At 72.6% G+C, this 16,900-nt stretch carries 12 protein-coding genes; 7 read left to right on the forward strand and 5 right to left on the reverse strand.

The window, feature by feature from the left end; all coding sequences use genetic code 11:
- Positions 1-123: 123 nt before the first annotated feature.
- The 4 genes from H2Q94_RS23165 to cobC all read right to left on the reverse strand — a co-directional run bounded on the left by H2Q94_RS23165 (position 124) and on the right by cobC (position 4,172).
- The gene (locus H2Q94_RS23165) at positions 124-1,281 is read right to left on the reverse strand and encodes a bifunctional RNase H/acid phosphatase (RefSeq protein ID WP_243789287.1); all 1,158 of its coding nucleotides are present in this window, start codon (positions 1,279-1,281) and stop codon (positions 124-126) included.
- Positions 1,281-2,009, reverse strand: a complete 729-nt coding sequence (locus tag H2Q94_RS23170; RefSeq protein WP_243789288.1) for a zinc ribbon domain-containing protein — start codon at positions 2,007-2,009, stop codon at positions 1,281-1,283. The genes H2Q94_RS23165 and H2Q94_RS23170 overlap by 1 nt, the downstream gene beginning before the upstream one ends.
- A complete protein-coding gene (locus tag H2Q94_RS23175; RefSeq protein WP_243789289.1) occupies positions 2,006-2,866 on the reverse strand; it encodes a Nif3-like dinuclear metal center hexameric protein in 861 nt (286 codons plus the stop codon). The genes H2Q94_RS23170 and H2Q94_RS23175 overlap by 4 nt, the downstream gene beginning before the upstream one ends.
- A gap of 271 nt (positions 2,867-3,137) precedes the next feature.
- Complete coding sequence (gene cobC, locus H2Q94_RS23180; RefSeq protein ID WP_243789290.1) at positions 3,138-4,172, reverse strand: Rv2231c family histidinol phosphate aminotransferase CobC; 1,035 nt, start codon at positions 4,170-4,172, stop codon at positions 3,138-3,140.
- A gap of 140 nt (positions 4,173-4,312) precedes the next feature.
- On the opposite strand from cobC, the gene H2Q94_RS23185 reads away from it, so the two are divergent.
- From H2Q94_RS23185 to H2Q94_RS23195, 3 genes are all read left to right on the forward strand, one after another.
- Positions 4,313-4,771 (forward strand): low molecular weight protein-tyrosine-phosphatase, encoded by a 459-nt coding sequence (locus tag H2Q94_RS23185; RefSeq protein ID WP_243789291.1) that lies wholly within the window; start codon positions 4,313-4,315, stop codon positions 4,769-4,771.
- A gap of 73 nt (positions 4,772-4,844) precedes the next feature.
- On the forward strand, positions 4,845-5,711 hold the full coding sequence (locus H2Q94_RS23190; RefSeq protein ID WP_243789292.1) for a fructosamine kinase family protein: 867 nt from the start codon (positions 4,845-4,847) through the stop codon (positions 5,709-5,711).
- A gap of 330 nt (positions 5,712-6,041) precedes the next feature.
- Entirely contained in the window at positions 6,042-6,872 is an 831-nt protein-coding gene (locus H2Q94_RS23195; RefSeq protein ID WP_243789293.1) for an SURF1 family cytochrome oxidase biogenesis protein, read from the forward strand.
- Between the two features lie 320 nt (positions 6,873-7,192).
- Here H2Q94_RS23195 and H2Q94_RS23200 read toward each other — a convergent pair whose 3' ends face one another.
- Complete coding sequence (locus tag H2Q94_RS23200) at positions 7,193-8,137, reverse strand: cobalamin biosynthesis protein (RefSeq protein ID WP_243789294.1); 945 nt, start codon at positions 8,135-8,137, stop codon at positions 7,193-7,195.
- A gap of 455 nt (positions 8,138-8,592) precedes the next feature.
- On the opposite strand from H2Q94_RS23200, the gene H2Q94_RS23205 reads away from it, so the two are divergent.
- From H2Q94_RS23205 to H2Q94_RS23220, 4 genes are read left to right on the forward strand one after another with little or no spacing between them, the layout of a single operon-like run.
- Positions 8,593-10,143, forward strand: coding sequence for a DUF2397 domain-containing protein (locus H2Q94_RS23205; protein WP_397545493.1), 1,551 nt, complete (start codon positions 8,593-8,595; stop codon positions 10,141-10,143).
- Positions 10,140-11,393: a TIGR02678 family protein gene (locus H2Q94_RS23210; RefSeq protein WP_243789296.1), complete on the forward strand. Its 1,254-nt coding sequence runs from the start codon at positions 10,140-10,142 to the stop codon at positions 11,391-11,393. The genes H2Q94_RS23205 and H2Q94_RS23210 overlap by 4 nt, the downstream gene beginning before the upstream one ends.
- Positions 11,390-15,601, forward strand: coding sequence for a TIGR02680 family protein (locus tag H2Q94_RS23215; protein WP_243789297.1), 4,212 nt, complete (start codon positions 11,390-11,392; stop codon positions 15,599-15,601). Before H2Q94_RS23210 ends, H2Q94_RS23215 begins: the two co-directional genes overlap by 4 nt.
- Complete coding sequence (locus H2Q94_RS23220; RefSeq protein ID WP_243789298.1) at positions 15,594-16,865, forward strand: TIGR02679 family protein; 1,272 nt, start codon at positions 15,594-15,596, stop codon at positions 16,863-16,865. Before H2Q94_RS23215 ends, H2Q94_RS23220 begins: the two co-directional genes overlap by 8 nt.
- The last annotated feature ends 35 nt before the right edge of the window (positions 16,866-16,900 follow it).

Consider the following 16,900-nt stretch of genomic DNA (forward strand, 5'->3'; position numbering starts at 1 on the left):
CCGGCCAACCGGAACCCGCCCGAGCCGAAGCGCATCAAGTGCTGCCCCGTTCTCCCGCTCAGATCGGCCGGAGGAGGCGTTCAGCTCAGGAGCAGCCGTGGCCTCGCGGCGAGCATTCAGGCCTCAGCCCAGGTGGGAGATGTCGTTGACCAGCCGGACGGAGGCGTTGCCGTCCGGATAGAACTCGACGATCGACAGCGACGCCAAGTCCAGGTGCAGGCGGTAGTACAGCGACGGCCCCACGTCGAGCCCCAGCCGCAGCAGCGCCTTGATCGGCGTGACGTGGCTGACGACGATCACCGTGGTTCCGGCGTGGCGCTCCAGGATCTCGTCGCACACACCCGTGACCCGGCCGAACACGGCTTCCAGGCTCTCGCCCTCCGGCGGTTCGACGGTGGAGTCGCCGAGCCAGGACCGGTGCAGCTCGGGGAACTTCTCCGCTGCCTCCAGGAAGGTCAGACCCTCCCAAGCACCGAAGTCCGTCTCCAGCAGCCCATCGTGGAAGGTGAGTTCGCCGCCGGTGGCTGCGGCGACGGCCTCCGCGGTCTGCCGGGTGCGCCCCAACGGGGAGGCGAGCACCGGGGCCGCGCCGTCGGCGGTGACGACCCCGTCCATCCCGGCCAGCCGGGCCGCGGCGGCCCGCGCCTGGCTCTCGCCCAGTTCGGTCAGCGGCACGTCACCACGGCCGGAGTAGCGGCGGTCCACCGACATGGCGGTCTGCCCGTGCCGCAGCAGCAGCAACTTCGTGGGCGCCCCGACGGCACCGTTCCAGCCGGTGGGGCGCACCCGCCCCGAAGTCTCGGCGGCAGCGGTCCCCGCACCCCCGGCGGAAGCCGACTCCGCACTGCCGGCGGAAGCCGACTCCGCGCCGCGTTCGGCGTCGGCCCGGGTGTCCATCGCTTCGTTCGCCAACCGGTCCGCGTCGGCGTTGCTCGCCCGCGGAATCCACTCGAAGGTCACCGTCGAGAAGTCGGCGACGAGCTCCTTCGCCTGAGCCGCAAGGGATCGCAGCGCCTCGTGCTTGATCTTCCAGCGGCCGGAGAGCTGCTCCACGACGAGCTTGGAGTCCATCCGGACGTCGACCTCGTCGGCACCGAGTTCCGCCGCCGCCCGCAGTCCGGCGAGCAGGCCCTCGTACTCCGCGACGTTGTTCGTGGCGACACCCAGCCAGCGCGACCGCTCCGCGAGCACCGCGCCGTCCGCGCCGCGCACCACCGCGCCGCACCCGGCAGGCCCCGGATTGCCCCGGGAGCCACCGTCGGCTTCGACGACGACCCGCATCAGGAATCCTTGGAGCGAACCAGGATCGCGCCGCACTCCTCGCAGCGGACCACGTCGTCGGCGGCGGTGTCCCGCAGCTCCGCGAGCTTCGAGCGGTCCAGCTCGATGCGGCAGGCACCACAGCGGTTGCCCTGCAGCTGCCCCACCCCGACGCCCTTGGAGGCGCGGATCCGGTCGTAGAGGGCCAGCAGCGGCTCCGGCAGCGCGCCGGCCAAGGACTGGCGTTCCACCGTGCGCTTGGCCTCGGCGGTGTCCAGGTCGGCCATCGCCTCGTCCCGGCTGTGCTGCACGTCGGCGAGCCGCTGCTCCGCCTCGGTCACTCCGGCGCGGGCACGCTCGACGTCGGATTCCAACGCCTCCCGCTGCTCCATGACCTCCAGCAGCTCGTCCTCCAGGTTCCCCTGGCGACGGGCGAGGGTCTGCAGCTCGTGCTGCAGGTCCTCCAGCTGCTTGGCGGAACCGCCGGATTCCATCAGCTTGCGGTCGCGGTCCTCGCGCTTGCGGACCTGGTCGACCTCGGCTTCGAGCCGCTTCGCGTCGCGGTCGATGTCGCCGAACGAGGTCTGCGCGGCCACCAGCGAATCCCGCTGTGCCTGCAGCTCACGTTCGCGGTGGCCGATCTCCTCCAGTTCGGGCAGCGTTCGGCGGCGGTGGTTGACGCGGTTGAGCTCGGCGTCCACCTCCGCCAGATCGAGCAACTTGCGCTGCACGGCGGGGTCGGCTTTCACGCGGGAGTCCTCCCAGAGTCGGGGGCCGTACCGGCGGCGTGAGCGGTCCACGGGTCGGTCCGGCGTGTGGAGACAAGAACCTCGACAGTATCCGGTAGCGCCGCGCCCACGACGTCGGCAGCCTGCTGGCACCACGGCCACTCGCTCGCCCAGTGCGCCACGTCCACCAGAGCGGGCACCTGCGCACCCGGCAGCTCCCCGCGGGCGATGTGCTCGCCCGCCGGGTGGTGGCGCAGGTCGGCGGTCACGTAGGCGTCGACGCCCGCGGCCTGCGCGGTGCTCAACTGCGAGTCGCCCGCGCCGCCGCAGACCGCCACGGTCCTGATCTCCCGGTCGAGATCGCCCGCGCCGCGCACACCCCAGGCGGTGGTGGGCAGGTTCTCCGCGACCCGCTGCACGAACCGGTCGAACGGTTCCGGTTCCGGCAGCGAACCGATGCGGCCCAGCCCGGTGGCCGAGCCCTCGGCGTGCGGGGCGAGCGGGCCGGTGACGGTGAGACCGATCGCCTCGGCCAGCGCATCGGACACTCCGACGGCCGCGGTGTCGGCGTTGGTGTGGGCGCAGTACAAGCCGATGCCGGAGCGGATCAGCCGGTGCACCAGCCGCCCCTTCGGGTCGTCGGCGGGCACCCCGTGCACGCCGCGCAGCAGCAGCGGATGGTGCGAGACCAGCAGCTGCGCGCCGAAACCCACCGCTTCGTCCACAGTGTCCTCAGTGGGATCCACGCAGAACAGCACCCGCTGCACGACGGCCTGCGGATCGCCGCAGACGAGACCGACCGCGTCCCAACTCTCGGCCAGCTCCGGCGGGTAGGCGGCCTCCAGCGAGTCCACGACGTCCTGAATCCGCACGGTCATCCGAATCGCACCCCTTGGTTCGGTCTTCGCACTTATCGGTCCTTTCAGAACGACCTGCACAGCGGGCCGCTCAGCGGAACCTCAGCGGCTTCCGCACTGCCCCTCGCCGAGGTCACCGCGATTTCCGGCGTACACCGGCACGCGGCGAAATCGCCGTCCCTGCGAGGAAGCCACCGAGAACCCGCCGGTGGTCATCTTGCTCAAGCCGGTCACCGCTCAGCGGCTCCGCCGCCGACACGACACCGAAAAAAGATCATTCCGCAAGGACTCCCTATCCGAGAAGCTCGCGCAACGCCCGGACCAGAGTCGCGTTGCGTGCCGCGTCCCGAACCGCCACCCGCAGGTGATCCGGTCCGAGACCGGGGAAGGTGTCGCCGCGCCGGACCGCGATGCCGCGGTCCCGCAAGGCGTGGCGGACCTTCGCACCATTGTGGACGTCCAGCAGCAGGAACGGTGCGCGGGCAGGTCCGGCGACCGTGATCCCAGGTATGGCGGCCAGCTCCGCGGCGAACCGATCCCGCGTCGCGGCGATCTCCACGGCGGCCCGCTCGGCCTCCGCCACCGCCTGCGGGGCGCAGCAGGCGGTGATCGCCGCCAGCGCGAGGGTGCCCAGCGGCCAATGCGGGCGGGGCGCGCTCAACCGGCTCAGCAGGCCGGGTTCACCGAGCGCGTATCCGGCGCGCAGCCCCGGCAACGCCCAGGTCTTGGTGAGGCTGCGCACCACCAGCACGCCCGGAATCCGTTGCGCCGCAAGCGATTCCGGTTCGCCGGGCACGGTGTCGGCGAACGCCTCGTCCACCACGACCACCCGGCCGGGCTTGGCCAGGGCGCGGATCGCCTCGGCGGGGTGCAGCACCGAGGTCGGATTCGTCGGGTTGCCCAACACCACCAGATCGGCCTCGTCCGGGACGAGCGCCGGGTCGAGGCGGTGATCGTCGAGCTGCACCCGGGTCACCGGCACGTCCGCGGAACGCAGCGCGAACTCCGGTTCGGTGAACGAGGGATGCACCACCGCGGCGCATTCCGGGCGCAGCGCCGGCAGCAGCGAGAAGCACTCCGCCGCGCCGGACAGCAGCAGCACGTCCTCGGGTTCCCGGCCGTGCCGCTCGGCGACGGCGGTCCGAGCGGCGAGATCATCCGCGGCGGAGGGGTAGCGGCCCAGGTCGTCCAGCGCGGCGGCGAGGTGATCGCGCAGCCACCGCGGCGGGCGTTCGAGCCGGACGTTCACGGCGAAGTCGAGCAGGCCCGGTGCGGCGTCCACATCGCCGTGGTGGCGCAGCAGCTCGTGCTCGTTTCCGCTCGTCATCTCGGGCAGTGTAACCGCCGGAAGACGATCTTCAGCCCAGGAGCGCTCCCTCCTGGACGGGCCGTACCGTCGATACCCGACCAAGTCCGAGGACCCGAGGTTCGGCCGCCCCGCCTCCGAAGCCAAGCGAGGGAACATCCATGCACGTCTCGTTCATCTGCACTGGGAACATCTGCCGCTCGCCGATGGCGGCGATGGTGTTCCAGGAGCACGTCCGCCGGGCGGGGCTCGAGGACCAGGTGGAGGTCAGCAGCGCGGGCACCGGTCCGTGGCACATCGGCGAGGGCGCCGATCCCCGGACGTTGAAGGTGCTCGCCGACCACGGCTACCCCACCGAGCACGTGGCGGCGCAGCTCGGCGACGAGCATCTCGACGCCGACCTGCTGCTGGCGATGGACGCCGGGCACCTGCGCGTGGTGCGCGACGCGCTGGGCGAGCCGGAGCGGGTGCGGCTGCTGCGGTCCTTCGACCCGGCCTCCGAGGACGCGGCCGAGGTGCCCGACCCGTACTTCGGCGGGGACCGCGGCTTCGAGGACGTGCTGGCGATGATCGAGGCCGCGGTGCCGGGCCTGCTGGACTGGACCCGCGAACGACTCTGACCGGCCGGTGCGCTCGGGCGCACTCGCGCCCGGCGGAGGGGACACTCGGCCGCGAGCGGAGCGGAGGCATGTGATGGGCGAGATCGAAGACGTGGTGCTGCGGTTCACCGGCTCCGAAGCGGTCGGAGTCCGGGAGCTCGGCGGCGGCGACGCGGGAACCTCCCGATCGGTGCGGCTGGCCGACGGACGGCAGGTGTTCGTGAAGACGAACCCGCCCGGCATGCCCGGTGCGATCGCCGCGGAGGCCGCCTCGCTGGCGTGGCTCGCGGAACCCGGCGCGCTGCCCGTTCCGGCGGTGCTCGGCGACACCGATCGCCATCTCGTGACCGAACACCTCGACTCCGGCTCGCCCGCTCCGGCGGCCGCCGAGGAGCTCGGGCGCGGCCTGGCCCGGTTGCACTCCGCGGGTGCGCCCGCGCACGGGAGCCCGCCACCGGGTGGCCCGGCCGACGCGTGGATCGGGCTCGCGCCGATGCGCAACGAGCCCATGCCGGACTGGCCGTCCTTCTACGCCGAGTACCGGGTGCGGCCCTACCTGCGGCGTGCCGTCGACGCCGGGCTGCTCGGCGCCGACGAGTCCGCGCTCATCGAGCGGGTCTGCGGCCGGCTGCCCGAGCTGACCGGCTCCGATGAGCCCGCCGCCCGGCTGCACGGCGACCTCTGGGCGGGCAACGTGCACTGGAGCGGCGGGGCGGCGTGGGTGATCGACCCCGCCGGGCACGGTGGGCATCGGGAGACGGACCTCGCGATGCTCGCGCTGTTCGGCTGCCCCCACCTGGAGCGGGTGCTGGCCGCCTACGAGGAGGTCCGGCCGCTCGCCGAGGGCTGGCGGGACCGGATCGGCGTGCACCAGCTGTTCCCGCTGCTCGTGCACACCGTGCTGTTCGGCGGCGCCTACGCCCGCCAAGCCGTCACGGCCGCCCGCAACGCCCCCTGCTGATCGCCGAGCTGCGTTCGAGCGGCCTTCCGTCGGGTCCCCGCCCCTCATCCGATCAGCGGCGAAGCCGTCGGAGTGAACGGACCGTTCGCCCAATCCCGTTGGACCAACGGTCCGTTCACCCACCCCGAATCGACGCGAGCACGCCGGATCGCCGAGACCCGTTCGGAGTGAACGGACCGTTCGCCCAATTCCGTTCGACGAAATGACCGTTTCAGGTTCCGCTGCCCGATTCGCCGCACGGGGAGTTTTCCGGGAGGCCAGGCGTGGGCTGGGCCGCACTGCGGCGGGGGCGGGCGGGAGCGTCGCCGCGGGGCCGCCTACCGTGGAGCCGTGCGCCTGAAGTTCCTGCTTCGACCGGGGTGGATCGGACTGATCCTGCTGGTCGTGCTGTTCGCCACGCTCTGCTTCACCCTGCTCGCGCCGTGGCAGTTCGGCCGCAACGACCAGACGCAGGCCCGCAACGACGCCATCGAGCACTCGTTCACGGCCGAGCCGAAACCTCTCGGCGAGGCGCTGCCCGACGGCAGAGCGCCCGACGCGACCACCGAGTGGACCAAGATCGCCGTCACCGGCCGGTACCTGCCGGAAGCCGAGACGCTGGCCTGGCTGCGCTCCGTGCAGGGCGAGCCCGCGATCGAGGTGCTCACCCCGTTCCGCACCACCACCGGCGAGACGCTGCTGGTCGACCGCGGCTTCGTGCGGCCGGTCGGTACCAACGCTCCCCCGTTCGCCGCCGCGCCCACCGAGCAGGTCACGATCACCGCTCGGGTGCGGATGGACGAGAAGGACCAGGAGAAACGCCCGGTGTTCGAGCGCCAGGGGCACCGCTGGACCTACTCGGTGGACTCGCAGGTCATCACCGCGGGCAGCGGGGTTCCGCTGCGGCCCGGCTACTTCGCGCTGGTCGACGGGCAGCCGGGCGGTCTCGCGGCGTTGCCGCTGCCGCAGCTGTCGTCGGGGCCGTACTTCTCGTACGCGTTGCAGTGGATCGCGTTCGGCGTGATGGCGCTGGCCTCGATCGGGTACCTCATCTACGCGGAGCTCCGGCCCCCGGAACAGACCGCGGGAACGGTGCAGAAGCCCCGGAAGATGTCGGTCGCCGAGGCCGTCGCCGAGGACGAGCGCCGGGAACGCGAAGAGGCTGCCTCCCGCGGGGAATGAGGACGGGACGCCGACCTCCCAAGCCTCCACAGGCAGAGCACAGACCCGCCTCAGCGGTGCTTGCCGCCTGGGGGCTGCCGGTAGACGAACGTGATCACGCCGACGACGGCGATGATGGCGAGCGGGAGCAGCAAGCCCGAAAGCACGGTGGCCAGTTCGCTCATGTGACCTCCTTCGGTCCCTTCCACCACTACCGGAACCACTGCCAGATCACCTGTTCCGGAGCCGCATACCCCACGATCGGTCGACCCACCGACCACGCCCTGTCAGCACAACAGCCGACCGAACGCACAGGGTCGGTGCGGCGGCCATCCGACCGGTCAGCGGCCGCGTGTGCTCAGAGCCACGACCGCCGCGGCGGCGAGCACGCCGGAGACCGAGCCGATGACCCGCGACAGTTCCACTCCGCGCGTCACGTCTCCCGCGTCGGCGGTGCGGCCCTCACCCATGATCGGCCGTTGCTCGGCGGTGTGGCCGTACACGGTCCGGCCGCCGAGGCGGATTTCGAGCGCCCCGGCGAACGCGGCCTCGATCTGCCCGGCGTTCGGACTCGGGTGGGCGGCGGCGTCGCGCCGCCACGTCCGCCACGCCCCGCCCGCGGAGCCGCCGACGACCGGGGCGCACGCGGCGGTGAGCATCGCCGCCAGCCGGGCCGGGGCCAGGTTCAGCGCATCATCGAGCCGGGCCGAGGCCCAGCCGAATCGCAGGTAGTGCGGGCTGCGGTGCCCGACCATCGCGTCGAGGGTGTTGGCCGCCCGGTAACCGACCAGCCCCGGAACTCCCGCGATCGCGCCCCACACCAGCGGCGCGACGACGGCGTCGGAGGTGTTCTCCGCGATGGACTCCACGGTGGCCCGCGCCAGTCCTTGCTCGTCGAGGTGCGCGGCGTCCCGGCCGCACAGGTGGGCGAGCCTGCCGCGAGCCCCGTCCAGGTCCCCCGCGTCGAGCAACCGGCCCATCGCGGTTCCTTCGTCGGCCAGTGACGCGCCGCCGAGCACGACCCAGGTGGTGAGCGCCGTGGTGGCCGCCTCCAGAACGGGACTGCGCCGGGCGGCGCGTTCAACAACGACGCCGACCGTGACGGTTCCGCCGACGAGCAGCCCGGTGTAGAGCACCCCTGCGCCCCTGCTGTCGCGGTGCAGCAGGCGTTCGACGGTCTGTGCGACGCGCCCGAAGACAGCGACGGGATGCCCCCGCCGCGGATCACCGAGTGCAGCATCAGCCGCCACTCCGAGCATCAGCCCGACAGCTCGTCCCGCTCTCACCGGCGCTGCTCCTCCCAATTTCACCCAACCAGGCAGCACAGCACGCTACCGCCGCCACAACACCCCGCCACGAGCGCCCACCCGGCAAATGCGCCCGCCAACGGTCTTCCGGCCTTCCGATCGTTGTCTTCTCAGCGGCGAAGCCGATGACCAGTGACCAGCTTGAGCAAGATGACCACCGGCGGGTTCTCAGCGGCTCCCTCGCGAGGACAGCCATTTCGCTGTGTAGAGGGCTACATGAGAAATGGATCCCGCAGCGAGGGAGCCGCTGAGGTTCCGCTGAGTGACCCACTACGCAGGTCGCTCAGAAGCGAAGTCTTAGCTGGGCTCTTGACAGGGAGTGTTGGTGGCTCGGGTTATCGTGGCCGACCGTGACGGCCCCGGATCACGAAGCTGACGTGCTGCGCGCGGGGGTGGCGGGCACCGAAGCCGAGTCCGCCTCCTCCGCGCAGGCACTGGATGACGTTCGGGCGGACCAGCAGCGGTTGCGGCTGTTCGCCTACTTGAGCGCGCGCGAGCACCGCACCTACCTGGCGATCATGCGGTTGTTCACCTCGACGCTGCTCGCGGACCTGTCGATCGGCGAGGTGACCGCGGCGCTGGCGGCCGCCGAGCGGGAAGGCCGCATCGACCCCGGCGAGTCCGAGCTGGACACCGTGGTGGAGCGGCTGAAGCAGCTGCGGCTGTGGGGAAACCTGGTGCTGGGCAGGCGGGAGACGATCGCCGCCAGCATCGCCGAGTTCCAGCACGGCAGCGTGCGCTACCAGGTCAGCAAGCTCGCCGTCCGGGTGCAGCGCGATGTGGACGCGCTGCTGCGGGTGCCGGAAGGTGCCCGCGAGGTGTCCCGCGAACTGCTGCCCGCGATCGAACGCGGCCTCGGCGAGATCGGCTCGGCGTTGTCGTCCGCGGTCGCCGCGGAACGCGCCGAGCCGGGTTCGAAACGGGCCAGGCGGACCCGCGAGCGGCTGGCGGAGCACGTCACGACGGTGTTCCTGCAGCACGCCGAACTCGCCGCGACGGTGCGGGACTTCTACGCCTACCTGGGCGAGGTCGTCACCCGGCACCATTTGGCACCGGACGAGATCTCCGGGTTCCGGAACCTGCTGGTCGAGTACATCCAGATGGTCGTGGAGGACGTGCTGCGGCACACCGAGACGATCGCGGGCTCGCTGGCGGGCCTGGCCGGGGTGCGCGGTGAGCTGATCCGGCTGCTGGGTCCGGCGGATCAGCTGGGCACCGAGGTGGAGCGGGCGCGCGGGCGGACCGCGGCGGACTGGCAGGAGCTCACGGACTGGTTCGTGGACGCGCCGGGACGCCCCAGCCAGGTGGCGGCGCTGCGGGAGGCCACGGCGCGGGCGATCGGTTCGCTGCTGGCGAGCGTGAAGCGCGCGACCTCGGGCGGCGGCCTGCTGCCGGGTCGCCGGGGTGAGCTGCTGAAGCTGGCGCGCTGGTTCGACGAGGCCGAGCAGCCGGAGGCACACCGGATCTACGCGGCCGCGTTCGGGCTGTACTCGGCGCGGCACCTGCTGCCCGCGCCGGACTACGACAGCGACAACCACGACGTGCCGTGGCGCGACGGGCCGGTGCAGGACGTGACGGTGAGCGTGCGCAGCCGCGGTGATCGCGGGGCGCGCGGGCGCACCTCCCGGGTGCTGGACGACCCGATGACCGAGGAGTCCCTGCTGGCCGAGGCCCGCGAGGAGGACGCGCGGCGCGGCGCGGCCGTGGCGGAACTCGCCTCGGCGGGTGCGGCGCTGGCCGACACCCGGCTGTCCGGGGAGGCGCTGGGCGTGCTGTGCGAGCTGATGACGCTGGCGATGGCGCAGCGCGACAGCTCCGAGGATCCGGGTTCCGCGCTGGACCCGGTGCACCGGTTGCGGGTGACGATCCGTCCGGAGCCGGGCACCCACACGAAGATCAGCAGCGCCGCGGGCACGCTCACGCTGACCGATGCGGTGCTGGACGTGCACGGCGACGGCGCGATTCCCGCGGAGGCGACCCGATGACGGCGACCAAGGCCTTCGACGAGCTGTCCTCGATCGACGCCTCGAACGTGGTGCGGTGCGCGCGGGCGCTGCTGCGCCGCCCGCTGCTGCGGGAGGGCGCCGCGGACGGGGATCTGCTGCCGATGATCTACCGGCAGCGGGCGGCGCTGCACGAGGTGTTCTCCTCGCTGCTCGGGTACCGGCTGGTGGTGGAGCGCCGGTTCGCGCGGCTGTACAAGTCGGGGCCGGGTGCGGACGCCACGCGCGGCGAGCCGGGTTTGACGCCGCGCGGCTACGCGTACTTGGCGTTGACGCTGGCCACGCTGACCGGCATCGGCAGGCAGGTGCTGCTGTCCCGCCTGGTGATCGACGTGCGCGCCGCCGCCGTGGAGGCGGGCGTGGCGGTGGTGGACGATCCGGCGGATCGGCGGGCGCTGACCGCCGCGCTGCGGCATCTGGTGGCGCTCGGGGTGATCAGCGAGACCGAGGGCACCGTGACCGCGACGGATTCCACGGCGGAGGCGCTGATCACCATCGACACCGATCTGCTCGGCCAGCTGCCGGCCGGCCCGATCGGCACCTCGGCCGGACCCGAAGAGCTGGTGGCGGCGGCGGCGCAGGCCGGTCCGCGCAGCGTGGAGCACGTGGTGCGGCGGCGGCTGGTGGAGGACCCGGTGGTGCTCTACGCGGACTTGCCCGCCGAGCAGCGGGAGTGGCTGCTGAAGAACTTCGGCGTGGAATCCCGGCTGCTGGAGCGGTTCTTCGGCCTGGTCACCGAGGTTCGTTCCGAAGGCGTCGTGGTGAGCGACCCGGAGGACTACCTGACCGACACCCTGTTCCCCGGCACCGGCACGGTGGCGCGCATCGCGCTGCTGGCGCTGCCGCGATTGCTGGAGTGCGCCGAACCCCGTGAGCCCGACGGCAGGCACCCGGTGACCTGGGACGATCTCACCGAAGTGTGCGGTGAGCTGATCGAGTCGTATCCGGCGGCGTGGTCGCGGCAGGCCACCGAGGAGCCCGCGGAGCTGGTGCGGTCCGTCGCGGACCTGCTGCGGCGGCTCGGTGTGCTGCGCGGCGAGGCCGCCGACGGCACCGCCACCACCGGGGAGGATCATGGCGAGCTCACCTGGTGGTTGAGCCCGGCGGCGCACCGGTGGCTGCCGGAACCGGACGCCACGCCCGCCCCCGGGCGGGAACCGGAGCCCGCACCGGCGCCGGCGCCGCCGGGCCTGTCCCTGTTCGACGATCTGGAAGAGGACGGTTCACGGTGAGCCCCGACGACGCGAACGCAGCGGTGCAGGCCGCGAACTCGGAGGCCCCGGCGAGCCCGGAGCAGCCGGGCGACGCGACGCTCTCCGCGGGACCGGTGCACCGCTGGCGGCTGCACCGCGGCGGGATCGTGAACATCTGGCAGTACGCGGAGAACACGTTCGACCTCTCCGGTGGGCGCGCGATCTTCCAGGGCACCAACGGTTCCGGCAAGTCCCGGACGCTGGAGCTGCTGCTGCCGCTGTGCTTGGACGGCGATCTGCGCCAGCTGGGGTCGAAGGGTTTCGACACGGTCAGCATCCGGCGCCTGATGCTCGACGAGTACCCGGGCGGCCCGAACCGCATCGGCTACGCCTGGGTGGAGCTGCGCCGCGAATCCCCTGACGGCGGCGAGGAATTCCTGACCTGCGGGGTCGGCGTGAAGGCGTCGAAGACCTCGCAGGCGATCAGCGACTCGTGGCGGTTCATCACGGGCCGCCGGGTGGGACACAACCTGCACCTGGTGGGTCCGGAGCGGGTGCCGCTGGGTCCGGCTCAGCTGCGGGAGCTGCTGGGCGCGGACTGCGTGCTCGACGATCAGGCGTTCCGCGCGAAGATCGCCGCGCAGGTCTACGGCGTGCCCTCGGCCCGCTACGGGGACCTGCTGCACCTGCAGCGGACGCTGCGCAACCCGGACGTCGGGTTGAAGGTGCTGGAGGGGCAGCTGGAGCAGATCCTCTCGGACGCGCTGCCGCCGCTGGAGCCCGCGCTGATCGAGCGGCTGGCCAGCTCGTTCGACGACCTGGAGTCGATCCGGGAGAACATCGTCCGGCTGACCGGCGCGGACAAGGCGCTGGGCGCGTTCCTGTCGACCTATTCGGGGTACGCGCTGGGGGCGTTGCGGGAGCGCGCGGAGTCGATGCGCGCGGCGCAGGACCGGCTCGGGGCGTTGCGCAAGGAACTGGCGAAGCTCGACAAGCAGGTCACCGGGCACCGCGAGGAGCGCGATTCGGCACAGCGCACCGTCACCGAGCTGGAGCAGCGCGAGGGCACGCTGGAGTCGAGCATCGAGTCGCTGCGCTCGCACCCGGCGTACGCGGAGTTGCAGAACCTGCGCGACCGGGAGCGGGTCGTGGAGGGTTCGCGTTCGGCGGCGGTCGCGGCGCTGGAGACCGCGGCGCGGCATCGGGCGCAGGAGGAGCGTTCGGCGGAGTCGGTGCTGGGCACGTTGCGCAGGCTGGTGGGCGACGCGGAGTCCGCGGAGCAGGCGGCGCAGCGGGCGAACCGGCAGTTGGCCGCGGCGGGCCTGGACGGGGATCTGGTGCCGCGTCCGCCGGAGGTGCCGAAGGCGGAGCCGATCAGCACTCCGGACCGGGTGCGGACCGTCCCGGAGCCCGATGCCGAGCCGGTGGACGTGCACCGGCTCAGCGCCCCCGAGGTGGACACCGACGAGTTGGCGCAGCGGTTCCGCGCGGCGGCGGATCGGGCCGCGCAGGCGAGCACGGTGGCGCAGCGCCGTGGCGCGTTGACGTTGACGCTGCACCAGCAGGCCGTGGAACTGGACCGGCAGCGGGAGCAGGTCACGAAGCTCCAGCAGCAGTCCCGCCAGGCGCAGCTGATCTCCACGGAGGCCGTGGGGCGGCGCAACGTGGCGCAGCAGCGCCTCTCGGAGGCGGCCGCCGACTGGCGGCAGCGGGCGCAGCGCTGGGGCTCGGAGCATCCGGAGTCCGTTGTGGACGATCCGGTGCCGGAGGTGCCCGAGGTGGATCGGCTGCTGGCCGACCGTTCGGCGGCCCGCGAGGCGCTGGAGCTGGCGCGTCGCTGGGCGCGGCCGCGTTTGCAGGACGCCCGGCAGCGGATTTCGGCGGTGGAGCGGGAACTCGGCGAGTTCCGCGACCGCGTCCGCACCGGTGAGCAGGAGCTGTCGGAGCTGCGCGCCGGTGTGGAGCGCACGCCGCAGCGCCCGGCGTGGGCGGCGGCCGAGCGGCCCGAGGCGACGGGGCGCGCGTTCTACCGGCTGGTGGACTTCCAGCCGTCGCTCGACGACGCGGAACGGGCCGGGCTGGAGGCCGCGTTGCAGGCCAGCGGGCTGCTCAACGCGTGGGTTTCGGAGAAGGGCACCGTCGCCGAGCTGGCGGACGTGCTGGCCGTTCCGGGCGCGGCGGGTTCGGCGGGGACGCTGGCGGAACTGCTGGTGCCCGCTCCGGAACCGGACGGCCCCGTTCCCGCCGAGCACATCGCTTCCCTGCTCACCTCGGTGTCCATCGTGGACGGTCCGGGGCTGGTGGTGTGCACCGACGGCCGGTGGCAGGCCGGGGTGCTGTCCGGCGCGTGGCAGAAGGAGTCCGCCGAGTACGTCGGCGCGGGCGCCCGCGAGGCGTCCCGCGCGCGGCGCATCGCGGAGCTGGAGGAAGAGCTCTCCGCGCTGCGCGAGCAGATCGGCGAGGTGGAACGGCGGCACCGGGACGCCACCGAGCACGGCGAATCCCTGGAACGGCACCTGGAATCGTTCCCCGACGACTCCGGCCTCGTCACCGCGCACGCCCAGGTCGCCACCGCCACCGACGCCGCCGAGGACGCCGACCGGCACGCCAAGCAGGCCCGCGGCGAACTCGACCAGACCGATCAGCGCTGGCAGGCGACCCGTTCCGAACTGGTGCGCGCCGCCGGAGAAGCGGACCTGCCGCCGGAGACCCAGGCGCTGGAGCACGCGAACCGGGCCGCGACCGAGGCCCGGTCGGCGATCGACGCGCTGCACGAGGTGGTGGAGTCCCGCTGCCTGGCCACGCTGGCCGACCTGCGCGACATCGCGCTGCACCACGACGCCGCGGTGGCCGACCGGATGGAGGCCGAGTCGCAGGCCGAGCAGCGCTGCGTCGAGCACACCGAACAGGCCACCGGGCTCGCCGAGCTCAGCGACGCCGTGGGCGGGGCGGCGCAGGAGATCTCCGGCAAGGTCGGCGAGCTGGAACGCGAACGCACCCAGCTGCGCAAGGACCTCCCCGCCGCGCGGGAACGGATCAGCACCGCCCGGGAACAGGTGGTGCGGCTGGAAACCCAGTGGGAGACGAAGCATTCGCAGCTCGCCGGGCGGGAATCCGACGCCGAGACCGCGGCTTCCGCGTTCACCGAAGCGCTGCGGGTGCCCGGTGTGTGGGCGGCCGCCGAAGTGGTCCCGGCCGAGGACGGCGCCGAGCCCGATCCGCGCAACGTGGAGCCGCCCGCCGACCCGGCGGAGGCCGCCGAGTTGCTGGCCGCCGTCGCCGATCGCAAAACGGCGGGCGAGACGGCGGTGCTCAACCGGTTCCAGGCGTTGCAGCAGTCGCTCAGCGGCGGCTACGACATCGCCGCCGGTGACCAGCAGGGCCTGCTGACCGTCACGGTCACCGGTGAAGAGGGGCCGCAGCCGGTGGCGGACGCGGCCCGCCGAGTCGCCGAACGTCTCGCCGAGCAGCGCGGATTCCTCAACGAGCGCTACCGGTCGATCTTCGCCGACTACCTGATCCGCGACCTCGCGGAACGGCTGCGCGGGCAGGTGACGGTGGCGGAAAACCTGTGCAAGCGGATGAACGAGGTGCTCGACGGCGCCCGCTCCAGCCAGGGCGTGCACGTGCAGCTGGAGTGGGAACCGTCGCCGTCGCTCGGCGACGACATCAAGCAGGCCATCGACCTGGTGCGCACTCCGTTCGCGGATCGCAGCGACGACCAGGATTCGTTGCTGCGCAAGGTGTTCACCGACCTCATCGAGGCCGAACGCGACAGCGCCTCCGGCGGCTACGCGGAGATCCTGTCGCGGGCGCTGGACTACCGCTCGTGGTTCGCGTTCACGGTGCGGGTGCGCGACGTCGGCCCGGAGGGCAAGCCTCGGGTGCGCCGGTTGCGGCAGCTGTCCTCCGGTGAGACGCGGCTGATCTCCTACGTGACGTTGTTCGCGGCGGCCGCCGCGTTCTACGACGCGGTCAGCGTGTCCTCCGGCGGGCGCGGTCCGTTGCGGCTGGTGCTGCTGGACGAGGCGTTCGAGCGGCTCGACGATCCGACGATCGCGCGGATGCTGGGGCTGCTGGTGGACCTGGACATGGACTGGCTGATCACCTGGCCCAGCGGGTGGGGCGTGTCGCCGAAGATCCCGAAGATGCACATCTACGACGTGCTGCGTCCGCGCAGCGGACACGGCATCGCCTGCACGCACACCACGTGGGACGGTCGGGGCATGGAGCGCTCCGATGGCTGACGTGTCCGAACAGGTCCGCGCGGATGTCCGCACCGCGTGGGGCGGCGAGCCGCTGCGCGGCTTCTGGGAGCGGGCGCGCGAGGCGCTGGAGTCCCCGAAGCGGCCGGACCGGTTCAGCGCCGAACTCCCCGACGAGCGCACCCGCGCCGCCGTGAGCGAGGTGTACGGCCGCGAGCTGTACCTGGGACATTCCCGGATCATGCTGGCGAAACTGGACCGGGTGCTGCGCTCCGATCCGCGGTTCGAGCTGGATCTGGCGCAGGTGCTGGAAATCTTGCACGGCAGGCCCGTCGCCTCCCCCGATGCCGATGCGCCGGAACCGGAATCGTCCGATCCGGCGCTGGCCGCGTTGTCGGCGCACGGACTGGACCGAGCACGGTGGGCTCGGCCGTGGGCACGCTGGCTGCACCAGTACGGCCGGGTCTCCGAGACCGAACTCGCCGGGTTCACCGCGCGGGCCGCGGCGGTGCTCGCCGCGCTGGCCCTGGACCCGGCGACGACTCCGGTGCAGTGGGTGTCGCGTTCCGACCTCGCCGCACCGGACGCCCCGCACGAACTCGACGACGGCGGCACGCTGAGCCGGATCGTGCTGCGCGCGGCGGCGTTGGCGCACGACGTGGAACCGCCGGGCGGCGCGCGGGAACGGCAGGCGCTGTGGGAACGCTGCGGGGTGGCCGTGAACGACGTGGCCGGCACCGTGCTGAGCTGGGCGCTGCCGCTGACCGGCGACGACTCCTGGTCGCGGTCGATCACCGGGCGCACCGAGCTGGGACTGCCGACGCACCTCACGCACCGCGACCTGGTCGCCGCCCCGGAACGGCTCGTCGAGCGCGGCGTGGTGGTCGCGGTGTGCGAGAACCCGCGGGTCCTCGAAGCCGCGGTGCGAGCCGGAATCCGGCATCCGCTGGTGTGCCTGTCCGGGCATCCGTCGACGGTGGCGCTGGCGCTGCTGCGGCGACTGCACGCGAACGGCGCGCGCCTGCGCTACCACGGCGATTTCGACTGGACGGGCGTCACGATCGCCCGCTCGCTGTGGTCGGAGCACGAGGTGGGCCTGTGGCGGATGTCGGCGGCCGACTACCGGGAAGCCGTCGACCTCGCCGCGCGGGACCGCTCGGACCTGCCGAACCTGGTGGGCACCCCGGTGGAGACCCCGTGGGATCCGCAGCTCGCCGAGCTGATGTCCACGGCTTCCCGTGCGGTCGAAGAGGAAACGGTGCTGCCGGCCCTGCTGGCAGATCTCCGCGACGCCGCGCTGAGCTGACCGCGTGCCCTTTCCCGGGAAATCGCGGAAATCGC

Origin of the sequence: Saccharopolyspora gloriosae (genome assembly GCF_022828475.1) — a bacterium.
GTDB lineage: Bacteria > Actinomycetota > Actinomycetes > Mycobacteriales > Pseudonocardiaceae > Saccharopolyspora_C > Saccharopolyspora_C gloriosae_A.

What these genes read in the sequence shown, in the direction of transcription:
- cobC (WP_243789290.1), bottom strand. Translation starts at nt 4,172, where the DNA reads ATGACGAGCGGAAACGAGCACGAGCTGCTGCGCCACCACGGCGATGTG.
- H2Q94_RS23190 (WP_243789292.1), top strand. Translation starts at nt 4,845, where the DNA reads ATGGGCGAGATCGAAGACGTGGTGCTGCGGTTCACCGGCTCCGAAGCG.
- H2Q94_RS23220 (WP_243789298.1), top strand. Translation starts at nt 15,594, where the DNA reads ATGGCTGACGTGTCCGAACAGGTCCGCGCGGATGTCCGCACCGCGTGG.
- H2Q94_RS23185 (WP_243789291.1), top strand. Translation starts at nt 4,313, where the DNA reads ATGCACGTCTCGTTCATCTGCACTGGGAACATCTGCCGCTCGCCGATG.
- H2Q94_RS23210 (WP_243789296.1), top strand. Translation starts at nt 10,140, where the DNA reads ATGACGGCGACCAAGGCCTTCGACGAGCTGTCCTCGATCGACGCCTCG.
- H2Q94_RS23165 (WP_243789287.1), bottom strand. Translation starts at nt 1,281, where the DNA reads ATGCGGGTCGTCGTCGAAGCCGACGGTGGCTCCCGGGGCAATCCGGGG.
- H2Q94_RS23175 (WP_243789289.1), bottom strand. Translation starts at nt 2,866, where the DNA reads ATGACCGTGCGGATTCAGGACGTCGTGGACTCGCTGGAGGCCGCCTAC.